Annotated in this window: 16 protein-coding genes and 1 pseudogene; 13 read left to right on the top strand and 4 right to left on the bottom strand. The window is 39.6% G+C overall.

The features are described 5' to 3' along the window. The first annotated feature begins 36 nt into the window (after window positions 1–36). The 10 genes from dhaK to pdrM all read left to right on the top strand — a co-directional run bounded on the left by dhaK (window position 37) and on the right by pdrM (window position 7,999). On the top strand, window positions 37–1,026 hold the full coding sequence (gene dhaK / locus B4W83_RS10360) for a dihydroxyacetone kinase subunit DhaK (RefSeq protein ID WP_000720689.1): 990 nt from the start codon (window positions 37–39) through the stop codon (window positions 1,024–1,026). Between the two features lie 21 nt (window positions 1,027–1,047). Then, entirely contained in the window at window positions 1,048–1,623 is a 576-nt protein-coding gene (gene dhaL / locus B4W83_RS10355) for a dihydroxyacetone kinase subunit DhaL (RefSeq protein ID WP_000990804.1), read from the top strand. Continuing rightward, window positions 1,623–1,997, top strand: coding sequence for a dihydroxyacetone kinase phosphoryl donor subunit DhaM (gene dhaM, locus B4W83_RS10350; protein WP_000534743.1), 375 nt, complete (start codon window positions 1,623–1,625; stop codon window positions 1,995–1,997). The genes dhaL and dhaM overlap by 1 nt, the downstream gene beginning before the upstream one ends. Window positions 1,998–2,443: 446 nt before the next feature. Next, the gene (pynA, locus tag B4W83_RS10345) at window positions 2,444–3,157 is read left to right on the top strand and encodes a pyrimidine 5'-nucleotidase PynA (protein ID WP_000120614.1); all 714 of its coding nucleotides are present in this window, start codon (window positions 2,444–2,446) and stop codon (window positions 3,155–3,157) included. A 13-nt stretch (window positions 3,158–3,170) separates the two neighbouring features. Next, window positions 3,171–3,818, top strand: coding sequence for a hypothetical protein (locus B4W83_RS10340; protein ID WP_007284835.1), 648 nt, complete (start codon window positions 3,171–3,173; stop codon window positions 3,816–3,818). 135 nt (window positions 3,819–3,953) lie between these two features. Next, complete coding sequence (locus B4W83_RS10335) at window positions 3,954–4,607, top strand: uracil-DNA glycosylase (RefSeq protein ID WP_000401321.1); 654 nt, start codon at window positions 3,954–3,956, stop codon at window positions 4,605–4,607. A 9-nt stretch (window positions 4,608–4,616) separates the two neighbouring features. Then, window positions 4,617–5,081, top strand: a complete 465-nt coding sequence (locus B4W83_RS10330; protein WP_001135770.1) for an NUDIX hydrolase — start codon at window positions 4,617–4,619, stop codon at window positions 5,079–5,081. A gap of 12 nt (window positions 5,082–5,093) precedes the next feature. Further along, a complete protein-coding gene (locus tag B4W83_RS10325) occupies window positions 5,094–6,362 on the top strand; it encodes a dihydroorotase (RefSeq protein ID WP_000924525.1) in 1,269 nt (422 codons plus the stop codon). A 13-nt stretch (window positions 6,363–6,375) separates the two neighbouring features. Beyond that, window positions 6,376–6,636, top strand: coding sequence for a hypothetical protein (locus tag B4W83_RS10320; RefSeq protein WP_001105920.1), 261 nt, complete (start codon window positions 6,376–6,378; stop codon window positions 6,634–6,636). Window positions 6,637–6,646: 10 nt separating this feature from the next. Then, window positions 6,647–7,999 carry a sodium-coupled multidrug efflux MATE transporter PdrM gene (gene pdrM / locus B4W83_RS10315; RefSeq protein WP_000278519.1) on the top strand — a complete coding sequence of 451 codons (1,353 nt, stop codon included), beginning with the start codon at window positions 6,647–6,649 and terminating at the stop codon, window positions 7,997–7,999. A gap of 214 nt (window positions 8,000–8,213) precedes the next feature. Here the strand turns inward: pdrM and xerS are convergent, their stop codons facing one another. From xerS to ylqF, 4 genes are all read right to left on the bottom strand, one after another. Continuing rightward, window positions 8,214–9,284, bottom strand: coding sequence for a tyrosine recombinase XerS (xerS, locus tag B4W83_RS10310; protein ID WP_000817848.1), 1,071 nt, complete (start codon window positions 9,282–9,284; stop codon window positions 8,214–8,216). Between the two features lie 554 nt (window positions 9,285–9,838). Continuing rightward, window positions 9,839–11,389: a ClC family H(+)/Cl(-) exchange transporter gene (locus B4W83_RS10300; RefSeq protein WP_000392565.1), complete on the bottom strand. Its 1,551-nt coding sequence runs from the start codon at window positions 11,387–11,389 to the stop codon at window positions 9,839–9,841. 15 nt (window positions 11,390–11,404) lie between these two features. Next, a complete protein-coding gene (locus B4W83_RS10295) occupies window positions 11,405–12,184 on the bottom strand; it encodes a ribonuclease HII (protein ID WP_000201117.1) in 780 nt (259 codons plus the stop codon). Next, window positions 12,171–13,022, bottom strand: coding sequence for a ribosome biogenesis GTPase YlqF (ylqF, locus tag B4W83_RS10290; protein WP_000201315.1), 852 nt, complete (start codon window positions 13,020–13,022; stop codon window positions 12,171–12,173). Before ylqF ends, B4W83_RS10295 begins: the two co-directional genes overlap by 14 nt. Before the next feature lie 370 nt (window positions 13,023–13,392). Between ylqF and tnpB the strand changes: the two genes are divergently transcribed. The 3 genes and pseudogenes from tnpB to B4W83_RS13530 form a co-directional block, all read left to right on the top strand. Then, on the top strand, window positions 13,393–13,743 hold the full coding sequence (tnpB, locus tag B4W83_RS10285) for an IS66 family insertion sequence element accessory protein TnpB (protein WP_083022284.1): 351 nt from the start codon (window positions 13,393–13,395) through the stop codon (window positions 13,741–13,743). Between the two features lie 53 nt (window positions 13,744–13,796). Then, window positions 13,797–14,003, top strand: coding sequence for an IS66 family transposase (locus B4W83_RS10280; protein WP_083022283.1), 207 nt, complete (start codon window positions 13,797–13,799; stop codon window positions 14,001–14,003). Further along, window positions 13,978–14,692: pseudogene (locus B4W83_RS13530) on the top strand (IS66 family transposase); the annotation flags it as partial. The gene B4W83_RS10280 and the pseudogene B4W83_RS13530, both read left to right, overlap by 26 nt. Window positions 14,693–14,787 lie beyond the last annotated feature (95 nt).

Below are 14,787 nucleotides of genomic sequence, written 5' to 3'. Positions count from 1 at the left end.
ATCGAAAACAAAGGTAGATGCCGAAAGGAGTTTCTCATGAAAAAAATTATAAATGAACAGACACAAGTTGTTGATGAAATGTTGCAGGGGTTGTCATTCATGCATGATGACTTGGTTCAACGCTTAGATGGTTTTGATGTTATCGTTAGAAAGGCAGAAAAGACAGGAAAAGTTGGACTCATTTCAGGTGGAGGTTCAGGACATGAACCCAGTCATGCTGGATTTGTAGGAGATGGAATGTTGTCTGCTGCCATTTGTGGAGCAGTCTTCACTTCACCTACTCCGGACCAAATTTTAGAAGCCATTAAGGCGGCTGATGAAGGTGCTGGAGTTTTCATGGTCATCAAGAACTATTCTGGTGACATTATGAACTTTGAAATTGCACAAGAACTTGCTGAAATGGAAGGTATTGATGTAGCAAGTGTTGTGGTTGATGATGATATCGCTGTTGAAAATAGTCTCTATACCCAAGGCCGTCGAGGTGTTGCAGGTACTATATTAGTCCATAAAATTTTGGGGGCTGCAGCTCGTTCTGGTAAATCATTATCTGAAATGAAGGACTTGGCCGACAAACTTGTGTTAGAAATTAAAACAATTGGATTAGCTCTATCTGGCGCTACTGTTCCAGAAGTTGGGAAACCAGGATTTGTTCTAGAAGATGATGAGTTTGAATACGGAGTTGGTATTCATGGTGAGCCAGGATATAAAAAAGAGAAAATGCAGCCTTCCTCACAATTGGCATCAGAATTGGTTGAAAAATTATCCGAAGGTTTCCAACTTAAGGCTGGTGAACGCTATGGACTTCTTATCAATGGTTTAGGAAGCACTCCTCTTATGGAACAATACGTATTTGCAAATGATGTGGCTAAATTGCTCCATGAAAAAGGTGTTGAGTTGGCGTTTAAGAAAATTGGAAACTATATGACTTCAATCGATATGGCTGGTTTGTCATTAACATTGATTCGATTGGCAGATGATGAGTGGTTGGCTGCTCTAAATGCACCTGTTACTACACCAGCTTGGTAAAATTCAAGGAGGAAATGTCGCATGAATGCTGAACAAGCTCTTGAATGGATGAAGCTTTTTAATGAAAAGATTCAAGAACAGAAAGATTACCTTAGTGAGTTAGACACTCCGATAGGAGATGGAGACCACGGTGGAAATATGGCGCGTGGCATGGCTGCAGTTATGGAAAACTTAGAAGGAAAGCAATTTGAAACTAACAGTGATGTGTTTAAACTTGTCTCAATGCAACTGCTGAGTAAGGTAGGCGGTGCTTCTGGTCCCTTGTATGGCTCTGCTTTTATGGGCATGGCCAAGGCTGACTCTAATTCGAAAATAGAGGAAATCTTACAAAGCGGTTTGGATATGATTGTCAAACGTGGGAAAGCAGAAGTTGGAGAAAAGACAATGGTTGATGTTTGGACTCCTGTTATTGCTGCTTTGTCTGCTGGTCAATTGACTCAAGAGGTTATTGATAAGGTAGTGAATGCTACCAAAGATTTACTTGCAACTAAAGGAAGGGCGTCTTATGTAGGAGAACGTTCTCTTGGACATATTGATCCTGGATCATTCTCATCAGGATTACTCTTTACTGCTCTTTTAGAAACTGGGGTGGTTTAATGGGAAGTATTGGTCTTGTTATCGTTTCACATTCCAAAAACATTGCAGAAGGTGTCGTTGAACTGATTAGTGAAGTAGCTAAAGATGTTCCGATTACTTATGTAGGAGGAACCGAAGATGGAGGAATTGGAACAAGTTTTGATCAAGTAGATAGGGTTGCTTCCGAAAATCCAGCAGATACCTTATTAGCCTTTTTTGACCTGGGTTCTGCTAAAATGAACTTAGAAATGGTGGCTGATTTCAGTGATAAAAGTATCATCATCAATAGGGTTCCAATTGTAGAAGGTGCTTATACTGCAGCTGCTCTTCTTCAGGCTGGTGCAGAACTGTCAGTTATTCAAACACAGTTGTCTGAGCTTGAAATCAATAAATAAGGAATTTTACTATAACTCTTTTTATAGGTGGGCTGTTGATGATCTCAACTATCAAATTTTAAGTAAATAAAAAGGGATTGCTTTGGGCAGTTCCTTTTTATTTTAACAAGAGTAAACCTATAGTGTTTCTAAATTGTGAATCATTCAAAACTGATTGTGATGAGACTATTCTAGCTTTAGAATCCTTCAAAAATTAAAGTTTAAGGCAATCAATTACTTAGAAGAGTACGAAAACATTTAGTTTATAGGAATTCTAGACCTAGAATCACATGGATATTTATGAAGTTAGGGTATTCGATAGTTAGGATTGTTCTATTCTGAACGATTTGGGCTGTTAGTTGTATAGAAAGTGTTCGAATTTTTTTCAAGTGATTAAATTAGTTAATTGTATGAGGTGCTTTATGATATAATGTTCTTAATGAATTTTCAGAAAGGAAAACCTCAAATTGTCCTACAAATTTCTACTCTTCGACCTCGACCACACTCTTCTTGATTTTGATGCTGCTGAGGATGTGGCTTTGACCCAACTTCTAAAAGAAGAAGGAGTTGCGGATATTCAGGCTTATAAAGATTATTACGTTCCTATGAACAAGGCTCTCTGGAAAGACTTGGAGCTGAAGAAAATCAGTAAACAAGAGCTGGTTAACACGCGCTTTTCTCGTTTATTTGCTCATTTTGGACAGGAAAAAGACGGTAGTTTTCTTGCCCAACGTTACCAATTTTACCTCGCCCAGCAGGGACAAACACTATCGGGCGCTCATGATCTCTTGGACAGCCTCATTGATCGTGATTATGACTTGTATGCTGCGACAAATGGCATTACTGCCATTCAGACAGGACGTTTGGCTCAATCTGGTCTAGAACCTTATTTCAATCAAGTCTTTATCTCTGAGCAATTGCAAACTCAAAAGCCGGATGCTCTCTTTTATGAAAAAATCGGCCAGCAAATTGCTGGATTTAGTAAAGAAAAGACGCTGATGATTGGAGATTCTCTAACCGCCGACATTCAAGGTGGCAATAATGCGGGGATTGACACTATCTGGTATAATCCTCATCACCTCGAAAATCACACACAAGCCCAGCCGACTTACGAAGTCTATTCTTTCCAAGACTTGCTGGATTGTTTAGATAAAAATATTCTTGAAAAGATCACATTTTAAAGGAGACGAGCTAATGACTACAAAAAAAGCTAATATTACTATTGAAGAGTACATTGAAATGTCTGAAGTTGATTTTAATGAAACTGTTAATTATGAATTTACATCTGACACTTGTAAATTAGCAAATAGTATTTATCAATCTCTTTTTAAGTTTTTTGATAAGAAAAATTTCTCTGGCGATTTAATTTTTACTTGGAAATCTTCATCATTAGTCAAAGAAGGGGATTATATTGGGAGAAGGGATTCACAAGTAGATAATCTTAGAGTAATAGGAAATATATTTCCGAATTATCTTACTAATCGAAAATATAGTCTCAATATGAATCGTAATGGCTGTATGGGAGATTTTCCTCATGATTTTTTTGATATATACCTAGATCATGTAGCAAAGTATGCCTACGAACAAAAAGTTAATAATATTAAAGAGTATTATCCTTTAAAAAGAGCGATTTTACACCAAGAGAATGCATTGTATTTTCGATTGTTTTCTAATTTTGACGACTTTTTAGAAAAAAATTATTTAAAAACTATATGGCAAGTTTCTAAAGAAACTCCTTTTTCTGAAATGGATTTTAATATGTTTAAAAATATTTCAGAAAAGATAATCTTCGAAAGAGGTAGTAAAATGCTTAATGATTTAAAAAGTAATTATAAAAAATAGCCAGTCTTTATAAACTGTATTCACGTATTCAAATCGTATATAGTCGATTTATTAAATCTTTAGATAAACTGTAAAAAGTGGTTTCCATAGCCACTTTTTGCTATAATAGAGGCAGTAAAAATGAAGGAGTCGGCTATGGAACACTCGTCTTGGCATGCTTTGATTGAGGCGCAATTACCTGAGGGTTATTTCGGGAATATCAATCAGTTTATGGAGCAGGTTTATGCTCAGGGGATTGTTTATCCGTCCAAGGAAAAGGTTTTTCAAGCTCTCTTGACCACACCCCTAGAAGACGTTAAGGTGGTGATTCTAGGACAAGACCCCTATCACGGGCCAGGTCAAGCGCAGGGCTTGAGTTTTTCTGTACCGGACTCTATCCCAGCTCCACCATCCTTGCAAAATATCTTGAAAGAATTGTCAGAGGATATTGGCGTTAAGAAATCTCATGATTTGACAGCTTGGGCTGAGCAAGGAGTCTTGCTTCTTAATGCTTGTTTGACGGTTCCTGCTGGACAGGCCAATGGTCATGCTGGTCAAATATGGGAGCCTTTTACGGATGCTTTGATTCAGGTGGTCAATCATCTAGATAGACCAGTCGTTTTTGTACTCTGGGGAGCCTATGCACGTAAGAAGAAGACCTTGGTTACCAATCCTCATCACTTGATTATCGAATCAGCCCATCCCAGTCCTTTGTCAGTTTATAGAGGATTTTGGGGTTCCAAGCCTTTTTCCAAGACAAATGCATTCTTAAAAGAGACAGGACAAGAGCCAATCGATTGGCTTAGATAAGGAGAAAATATGCCTCAGTTAGCGACGATTTGCTACATTGATAACGGGAAAGAACTGCTTATGCTCCACCGCAATAAGAAACCCAATGATGTCCATGAAGGGAAATGGATTGGTGTGGGTGGTAAGCTAGAGCGAGGAGAGACCCCTCAGGAGTGCGCGGCGCGTGAAATCCTCGAAGAAACAGGGCTCAAAGCCAAGCCAGTTCTAAAAGGTGTCATCACTTTTCCTGAATTTACGCCAGATTTAGACTGGTACACCTATGTTTTTAAGGTGACGGAGTTTGAGGGGGACTTGATTGACTGCAATGAGGGGACGCTAGAATGGGTTCCCTATGACGAGGTTTTGAGTAAGCCGACTTGGGAAGGTGACCATACCTTTGTTGGGTGGCTTTTAGAGGATAAACCCTTCTTTTCAGCCAAGTTTGTTTATGATGGGGATAAATTGTTGGATACCCAAGTTGATTTCTATGAATAAAGGAGAAAGTAGATGCTACTAATCAAAAATGGTCGTGTAATGGATCCCAAGTCTGGTTTGGATCAAGTGTGTGATGTCTTAGTCCAAGATGGGAAAATTGTCAACATTGCGTCTGAGATTAAAGAAGAAGGGACGGAGGTGCTTGATGCTAGTGGTCTTGTAGTTGCTCCTGGCTTGGTTGACATCCATGTTCATTTCCGTGAACCTGGTCAAACCCACAAGGAAGATATTCATACAGGTGCCCTAGCAGCTGCTGTCGGTGGTTTTACAACGGTTGTCATGATGGCTAATACTAGTCCAACCATTTCGGACGTGGAGACTTTGCAAGAAGTTCTTCAATCTGCTGCCAAGGAAAAAATCAATGTTAAGACGGTTGCGACCATTACGAAGAATTTTAATGGGCAAGATTTGACTGACTTTAAAGCACTCTTAGAAGCTGGAGCTGTTGGTTTTTCTGATGACGGTATTCCGCTTGAAAGTAGTAAAGTTGTCAAGGAAGCCATGGAGAAAGCCAAAAAGCTTAATACCTTTATTAGTCTTCATGAGGAAGATCCAGGTTTGAATGGGATTCTTGGCTTTAACGAAAATATTGCTAAAGAACATTTCCATATCTGTGGTGCAACTGGGGTGGCTGAGTATGCTATGATGGCGCGTGATGTCATGATTGCCTATGCAACCAAGGCCCACGTTCACATCCAGCATTTGTCGAAGGAAGAAAGTGTTAAAGTAGTGGAGTTTGCTCAGGGGCTAGGTGCGCAAGTCACAGCAGAAGTAGCGCCACAGCATTTTTCTAAGACTGAAGCGCTCCTTTTGACACAAGGAAGCAATGCTAAGATGAATCCGCCACTTCGTTTGGAATCAGACCGTCGTGCCGTGATTGAAGGTCTTAAATCAGGCGTCATCACAGTTATCGCGACAGACCACGCGCCTCACCATGCGGATGAAAAAAATGTTGAGGATATTACCAAGGCGCCGTCTGGTATGACTGGCTTAGAAACATCTCTTTCTCTCGGTTTAACTTATTTGGTGGAAGCTGGTGAGTTAAGCTTGATGGAATTACTTGAAAAAATGACATACAACCCATCCAAGCTTTACAACTTTGAAGCAGGTTACTTGGCTGAGAATGGTCCAGCGGACATCACTATTTTTGATTCTAAGGCTGACCGCCTTGTGGACTCCCATTTTGCTTCCAAAGCAGCTAATTCACCATTCATCGGTGAAACCTTAAAAGGGCAAGTTAAATATACCATCTGTAAGGGACAAATCGTTTATCAAGCTTGATAGGAGTTGGAATATGAATTATTTTCGAAAACGTAGGGAGAGAAAAGCAAAATCTAATAGCGGAATTTACTGTCCCGCATCTAATCGTTCTAAAATTCAATATGAAACTAAAGAAAAAGCTGACCATGCGGTTCAATATGATAATGGAGGTTTAGTTAGAAGCTATTATTGTCGTACATGTGCGTGTTGGCATACTACTTCAAAATCTAATAATCCTCCGCTAAGTTTGAAAAACTATGGTCTGAAACTCTTTGGTTTAGATAAATCAGAATAGAAAGAGAAGTATGTATAAGACAAAGTGTTTACGAGAGAAGTTAGTATTATTTTTAAAGATATTTTTCCCAATCCTGATCTACCAATTTGCCAATTATTCTGCCTCTTTTGTTGACACTGCAATGACAGGTCAATACAATACTATGGACTTGGCTGGTGTGTCTATGGCAACCAGTATCTGGAATCCTTTCTTTACCTTTCTAACAGGAATTGTGTCGGCCTTGGTGCCCATCATTGGTCATCATCTTGGTCGAGGCAAAAAGGAAGAAGTTGCGTCAGATTTTTACCAGTTCATCTATCTGGCCTTGGGTCTATCTGTGATCTTGCTGGGGCTGGTGCTTTTCTTGGCACCACCAATCTTGAATCATATCGGACTAGAAGCACCAGTGGCAGCAGTAGCGGTTCGCTATCTTTGGTTTTTATCTATCGGGATTATCCCCTTGTTGCTCTTTAGTGTCATTCGTTCCTTGCTGGATTCGCTGGGCTTGACCAAACTGTCCATGTACCTCATGCTTTTGTTACTTCCTCTCAATAGTGGATTTAACTATCTCTTGATTTACGGGGCCTTTGGTGTTCCAGAACTGGGAGGTGCTGGTGCTGGTTTAGGAACATCCTTGGCCTACTGGGTCTTGCTGGGGATTTCTGTTCTGGTTCTATTTAAACAGGAGAAGCTCAAGGCTCTACATCTTGAGAAACGAATTCCGCTTAATATGGATAAAATCAAGGAAGGAGTTCGTTTAGGTCTGCCTATTGGGGGGACTGTATTTGCTGAGGTGGCTATCTTTTCCGTGGTTGGCTTGATTATGGCTAAGTTCTCGTCCTTGATTATCGCTAGTCACCAGTCAGCTATGAACTTTTCAAGTCTCATGTACGCCTTTCCTATGAGTATCTCATCTGCTATGGCTATTGTCGTTTCCTATGAAGTGGGAGCCAAGCGATTTGATGATGCGAAAACCTATATTGGTCTAGGAAGATGGACAGCCCTCATTTTTGCGGTCTTCACCTTATCCTTCCTTTACATTTTTAGGGGAAGTGTGGCTAGTCTTTATGGTAACAACCCAGAATTTATCGATTTGACAGCACGTTTTTTGACTTACAGTCTTTTCTTCCAGTTAGCAGATACCTTTGCAGCACCTCTTCAGGGAATTTTACGGGGGTATAAGGATACCGTTATTCCTTTTTACCTTGGTTTGGTTGGTTATTGGGGGGTGACACTCCCGGTAGCTATGGTATTCGACTCTCTAACAGATTTTGGAGCTTATTCTTACTGGATCGGTTTGATTATTAGTCTAATTGTAAGTGGGGCTCTCTACCGTTGGCGTTTAACTGTGATTATGAAGAGATTTGAATCCAGAAAAGCTTGATTTTTAGAATTCCTACAAGCAAAAATATCAATCCTTATCTGCATTATTTTTGCTATAGTTAAATTAGTAGTAGGAAAATGAGAACTTCAAAAATATAGAAACAATTGATATTCCACACCACTTTACTGGGATCAGATATAAAGAAAAAGAAGTTGCTTATTTTTAGCAGCTTCTTTTTTTGATAAATATTTTACATAAGTTATATTACGTAAAATTATAAACTATCCAAGGCATTTTTTTGTTCATCATTGACGATATGGGTATAGAGGTCAGTGACTTGTGTACTGGCATGTCCTAGCTGGTGACTGACCAAAACTTGCGATTTAGTAGCATCATAGAGCCTAGTTGCTAGGGTATGGCGCAGTTTATGGGGTGTTACACGGACTTTGAAGTCCTCTGAGTATTTAGCAACCATTTTCTCAACGCTGGAAGCGTCAATACGATTGGGAACACCTCTATAGAGTGTCAAAAAGAGGGCTGTGTCTGTTTTTTCCGTCTTATAGCGTTGATTTCGAATGGCCAGATAATTCTCTAAATAAGGCTTAGCAAAGGCAGCAACATTGACCGAATCGCGTTTGCCACCTTTTCGAGTGACATCAATAACCATCATTTTTAGATTGAGATCTCTTAAATCCAGATTAACAGCTTCAGATAAGCGAACACCCGATGCCAAGAGAAGGGCAATAATGGCTAAATCTCGTTCTTTATTTTTGTTGAATGATGAGAGAGCTCGATTTGAAAGCTGTTGTGGGTACTCTTGGTCAATATAAGTTAGAAAACCTTCTGTTTCATCACCTAAAAAGAGTTTTTGCTTGATGTTTTCAGCTCTGGCAGCAAGGGTCTCTTTCTTTTTCTTTGTTGAAACTTTCTTCATTACATTACGATAGAAATAAGGTTCGCCCTGGTCGTTTTCAACCTCCTCGGTCAGATACTTGTAAAGACTGGAAAGCGCTGATAAGGTCCGATTGATGGTTGTCTGAGAAACACCTTGTTTGCTTGTATTGGCATTCAGCAAAGGACGTTCTCGAAGATAAAGGATAAAAGCCTCCATATCTTTCTTTGACATGTTTTCCAAGACAGATAAAGGAATATTAGACATTTTATCAGCGTTTGAGATACCAGACTCCAAAACCCAGCTGAAAAATCGATCATATTCCTTGAGGTATTCGTACAAGGTTGTAAAACTGTAAGGAACAGCAAGCTTAGATTGGTAGTATTCAAGAATATACCAGGGCATGATTTGTTTTAGTTTGTCGATTCGTTCCAGTAAAATCTCACGTTTCATGTATTTTCTCCATAAATAAGTCTATTAGTAGTATAGCATGGACTTATTTATTTTTCAAGAAAATTATAGTTTTTCGGAAAGATGATATAGAGCTTTTTAAAGAAGACTTAGACCTGAGTAAAACAGATCTAAGTCTTTGGAGTTTCTATTGAGAATCATTAGCTAGTGCTTTTTCTAGTTTCCAAATACTAAACCAGAATGAAATAGTCAACAGAATAAAGAAAATCATAAAGAACTCACCCATTAAACTTCTGTTAATACTACACAACTGAAGAGCTATATAAGGAGCTATGAGATACAAAATACATTGTATAATTGCTATTGTTTTCTTTTTCATGATTTTAATCTTACTGTACAGATTTGATACAGTAAACTCCTTTCTAGCTTTATGCTTTATCATTTCTAACTTAATTATAGTCTTATTTTTACCAAAGCTCAATTATTTATATGTAAAATTCCTCATCAGTAAAAAATAACCGACCTCATTGCTGAGAATCGGTTTTCTAAATAAATCAAGTCAGTTGTTTGCATAATATAAATTATGTAAACGAACTCTACAACAACAAATCTTTGACTTTCCCAATTTCGCTTTTTGGAATAACCAGGTGAATCATATCACCCAGATACATTCTGGTTGAGCCGTTAACTGTTTGGCTCTTGCCATTATGGACTTGGGTAGTGATGAGGACGTTGTGTGGTAAGTTGAGTTCATGAACTTGTTTCCCAGCAATTTTATCAGAAACTGGTATTTCGATAAGTGTAACTTCTCCTTCGCTGGATACTTCTTCTGGAAGCATTTTTTCCAGCATGGCTTCATAGACTGGTGTACCCTTGAGCAAATCCATGATAATATAAGAAACAAGAGTGACAAGACCAAGTGGCATGAGGTTGCGGATATCTCCTACCATCTCAGTTACGAGGATCATGGCAGTTAAGGGAGCTTTTGATATTGCTCCAAAATAGCCACTCATTCCTAGAATGACAAATATAGGGAATTGCTCTTGACTGACAAGTCCAAGATTGACGCAGATAACACCAACTAGGGCACCAAGTAAGGAACCAAGCGCCAAAATTGGTAGGAAAATGCCTCCTGGAAGACCACTTCCATAACTAATCATGCTCCAGATAAAGCGAATTAAAAAGTAAGCTAATAGAACTTGGAAACTAAAATCTTGCTCAGTTAAGGAAAGAACAAGCTGATTTCCACCACCAAGGACGTGGGGTAAAAAAATTCCGACTGGTATGATGAGAATAAAAGCAAGAATTGGATAATAAGCTCTATCCAAATGGATTTTTTGACCAATCCAATCATAAAGTCTACCGACATCGAGCACAGCTTTTTCATAGAGAAAACCGGAAAATCCAAGGAAAATTCCCATCACAAGATAAATCCAGTATTGATCTAGGGTCATGAGAGGAATGTTATCTGGCATATCCAATACTGGTGTCAAACCGAACATGAGTAGAGACACAAAGTTTGCTACGATGCTGGCTGCTAGTGTAGAAACCCAGAAAAAGCGCGAAAAATGGTGATAAACTTCTTCTACTACAAAGAGGAGGCCTGCTATTGGTGCATTAAAGGCTGCGGCTAAACCTGCTGCAGCTCCACTGGCAATTAAGGAACGTTCCTCTACTGGACTGGATTTGAGCCACTTGGCAATTCCTTTACCACCAACTGCTCCCAGTTGGATACTTGGCCCTTCACGCCCCAGCATGAGTCCACTGGCAATAGCAAGCATTCCTAGCACATATTTTTTCCAAAGAACGCCCCACCAGTTGAGGGACATGAGGCCTTTCAGTTCGGCTTCGACTTGCGGAATTCCTGAGCCTTTGATATCTTTTTCTGATCGAGTTAATTTAGCACTGAGCCAACAGATGAGTATATAAAACAAAACCAGTACAAAAAGATTGCGCACTAGGTGCCCTTGATCTTGATAAAGTCCTTGTATCAGGTGGAAGCCCTTTTCAATTAAGAAACGAAAGGATCCGACGATAATTCCAACGACGAGGCCGACAATGATTCCTCGACCAACTTGGGATAGGATAGTGCTGGATGCAAAGGCGAATTCTTTCTTAGAACGGACTATTTCCGACTGTTCCTCCATGGTATTTCCTTTCAATTAACTTTCTTTTTTACCTAAAACCAGTGATTTAACAGGTTCAAAGCTGGTTCGGTGAATTGGGGTAACTCCTAGTTTTTCGAGTCCTTCTAGGTGTTTAGCAGTTCCATATCCTGCATTAGTAGCGAAATCATAGCCAGGAAACCGCTGATCGTATTCCTTCATCAATTCATCACGGGTCACCTTGGATACTATAGAAGCTGCTGCGATAGAGAGGGAATTAGCATCACCTTTGATGATGGAGGTTTGTGAAATGGGCAACTCCAGTTTCATGGCATCTATCAAAAGGTGCTCAGGTTGAGGACTGAGCTGGGAGATTGCTTCCTGCATGGCCAGTTTAGTTGCTCCGTAGATATTGACTTGGTCGATGACCTGATTATCCATGATACCAACGCCAATTGACAAGGCTTGGTCTTGAACTGCTTGGAAAATCTCCAGATGTTTCTTTTTAGGAATTTTCTTGCTGTCATTGAGGCCTCTAATCTTACAATTTTGAGGTAAAATAACGGCTGCAGCGACTACTGGCCCAGCCAGAGGACCTCGGCCGACCTCGTCAACACCTGCTATCAAGATCACTCCTTGCTTGTAAATTTCCTTTTCATAGGAAAGCATAGATTCCAAACGCAAATTTTCATCCAATTCAGCCTGAATGGCTTTTTTACGCTTGCTAATTTCTTTTTGAACTCCAGAGCGATTATCCTTTTCAAGATCTAAAAAAATAGGGCTTTCTAACTCCTTGACTGTCACAAGGAGTTCTTTGATTTCTTTAATCGTTGCCATCGAGGTCTTCCAATGTATCTAAGGTATAGTTACCGAGTTTTCCATCACGGACTTCCTTCACGAAGAGACTGTAAAAACGGTCATAGTCATCACGGAAACCGAGGGCGCGGGTCATATCCATAATAATCACAGGCGCTTCTTCTTCAATTTTCATTTGTTTGAAGCGTTCAGCCAGCTTTTCTGGATAATGTTCTTTGAAATAATTGATACCAAAAATGGTAACCTCATCCATAGGAAGCAACTGATCCTTGATAGCTCCAGTCAATGCCAACTTAAGTGCAACAGTTTCATCCTCAAACTTAGGCCAGAGAATCCCCGGTGTATCCAAGATTTCCAGATCTTTATTGGTTTTAAGCCATTGTTGACCTTTTGTGACCCCTGGCTTGTTTCCAACAACAGCAATCTTTTTACCAGCCAAACGGTTCATCAGAGTTGATTTACCAGCGTTTGGAATCCCGATAATCATGGTACGCAAGGTTTCAATCTGAATCCCACGTTCTTTCTGGCGAGCAATCTTATCAGCCATGAGCTTCTTAGCAGCATCTGTTACAACTTTTACAGTCACTTGCTCTTTGGAGTTGATAGCTAGCGTCTGGATTCCTTGTGATTCAAAATACTGACGCCATTCCTTGGTCATTGCTGGATCAGCCAAGTCGGCCTTGTTTAAAATCAAGAGTTTTGGTTTATCACCAACAATCTTGGTCAACATAGGATTTTGACTAGATAGAGGTAAGCGTGCATCAACTAAAATCGTCACAAAATCAACAAATTTTAAATTTTCCTGAACCTGTCGACGCGCTTTAGACATGTGACCAGGAAACCATTGAATAGTAGCCATTGAGTTTTTTTCCTTTCGTAGCAAGGGTTTAGATCCCCTATTTTATTTTACTATCGTTTGAACATAAAGAGTTCTCAAATGAATGATGTCCAAACACTTCTTGTTTTATGACATAGAAATCTACCTTATATTATATCATGCCTTCCTTATTTTGTCCGATGATAGCCTTTCAAGTACCCTATATATAGTAGATTAAAACAAGATGTGAACAAATCGATTAGGAAAGTCAAATTAATTTCTAGAAATATTTTAACATCTATAACGTACTATTCTAAAGTAAGCGCGTCATAACAAGGTATCGTATCTATCCTAATTCCCCAACTTCCGGTATACTAAATAAAAATAGTTATCGGAGGAAAGGTAGTGTACTATGATGATTCAACTAAACGATTTAGGTCAAGTTCACCTTGTTTGTGGGAAAACGGATATGAGACAAGGCATTGATTCACTGGCTTATCTCATTAAAACCCACTTTGAATTGGATCCTTTCTCAGGTCAAGTCTTTCTCTTTTGTGGTGGACGTAAAGACCGCTTTAAAGCTCTTTACTGGGATGGTCAAGGATTTTGGCTACTATATAAACGCTTTGAGAACGGTAAGTTGACTTGGCCAAGTACAGAAAAGGATGTCAAAGCTCTCACACCTGAACAAGTAGACTGGCTGATGAAGGGCTTTTCTATCACTCCAAAAATAAATTCATCAGAAAGTCGTGATTTCTATTGAAATGAGGACTTTCTTTTTAGTATAATAAAGTTAGAAAACAGAGAGGGAAGATGATGAAAGACTTATTAAAACTCATTCAACAACAGAGTGCTACAATTGATAGTCTCACCAATGAACTTACCCTTCTGCGTGAACAAGTGGCTTATCTAACGCAAAAGCTCTATGGAAAATCCTCTGAGAAAAGTGTTTGTCCATCTGGACAAGTCAGCCTTTTTGAGGAGGAAGCTTCATCTGATGAAGATGGAGAGGTTCCCAGTTGAAAGAGAAGAAATCACCTATAAACGTAAGAAAGCTAAAGGAAAACGTCAAGCTCTTCTTGCCCAATTCGATTCAGAAGAACTCCATCATCGCTTAGAGGATTGCATTTGCCCTGACTGTCAGGGAGAGCTAAAAGAGATTGGAGCGAGTCTTCAAGGCCAAGAATTAGTCTTTATTCCTGCGCAATTAAAACGCATAGATCATATCCAACACTCTTACAAATGCCAAGCATGCAGTGAGAAAAATCCGAGTGATAAAATCGTGAAAGCTCCTATCCCTAGAGCCCCTTTGGCGCATAAGCCTTGGCTCAGCTTCTATTATCGCTCACACCATCCATCAGAAGTTTAATCTGAAGGTTCCCAATTATCTCCAAGAAGAAGATTGGGCTAGGATGGGTTTACCAATCACACGTAAGGAAATCTCTAATTGGCATATCAAGACGAGTCAATACTATTTAGAGTCCCTTTATAACCTCTTGCGAGAGAGACTATTGACTCAGCCCTTACTTCATGCGGATGAAACTTCTTATAGGGTGCTAGAGAGTGATAGCCATCTGACCTACTATTGGACTTTTTTGTCAGGAAAATCAGAGAAACAAGGGATTAGGCTTTACCACCATGATCAGCGTCGAAGTGGTTCAGTAGTACAAGAATTCCTAGGAGACTATTCTGGCTATGTGCATTGTGATATGTTGCGGCAGTAACTTAGGACTTTAGTCCTCTAGCTCTGCCTATGGGATAGCAGTCCAAGGTTTAGGAGCAAGGCGACGCTAAGCTTGGTAAACTG

Source organism: Streptococcus pseudopneumoniae ATCC BAA-960 = CCUG 49455, assembly GCF_002087075.1.
Classification (GTDB): Bacteria; Bacillota; Bacilli; order Lactobacillales; family Streptococcaceae; genus Streptococcus; species Streptococcus pseudopneumoniae.
This window is presented reverse-complemented; position numbering and strand designations above follow the sequence as displayed.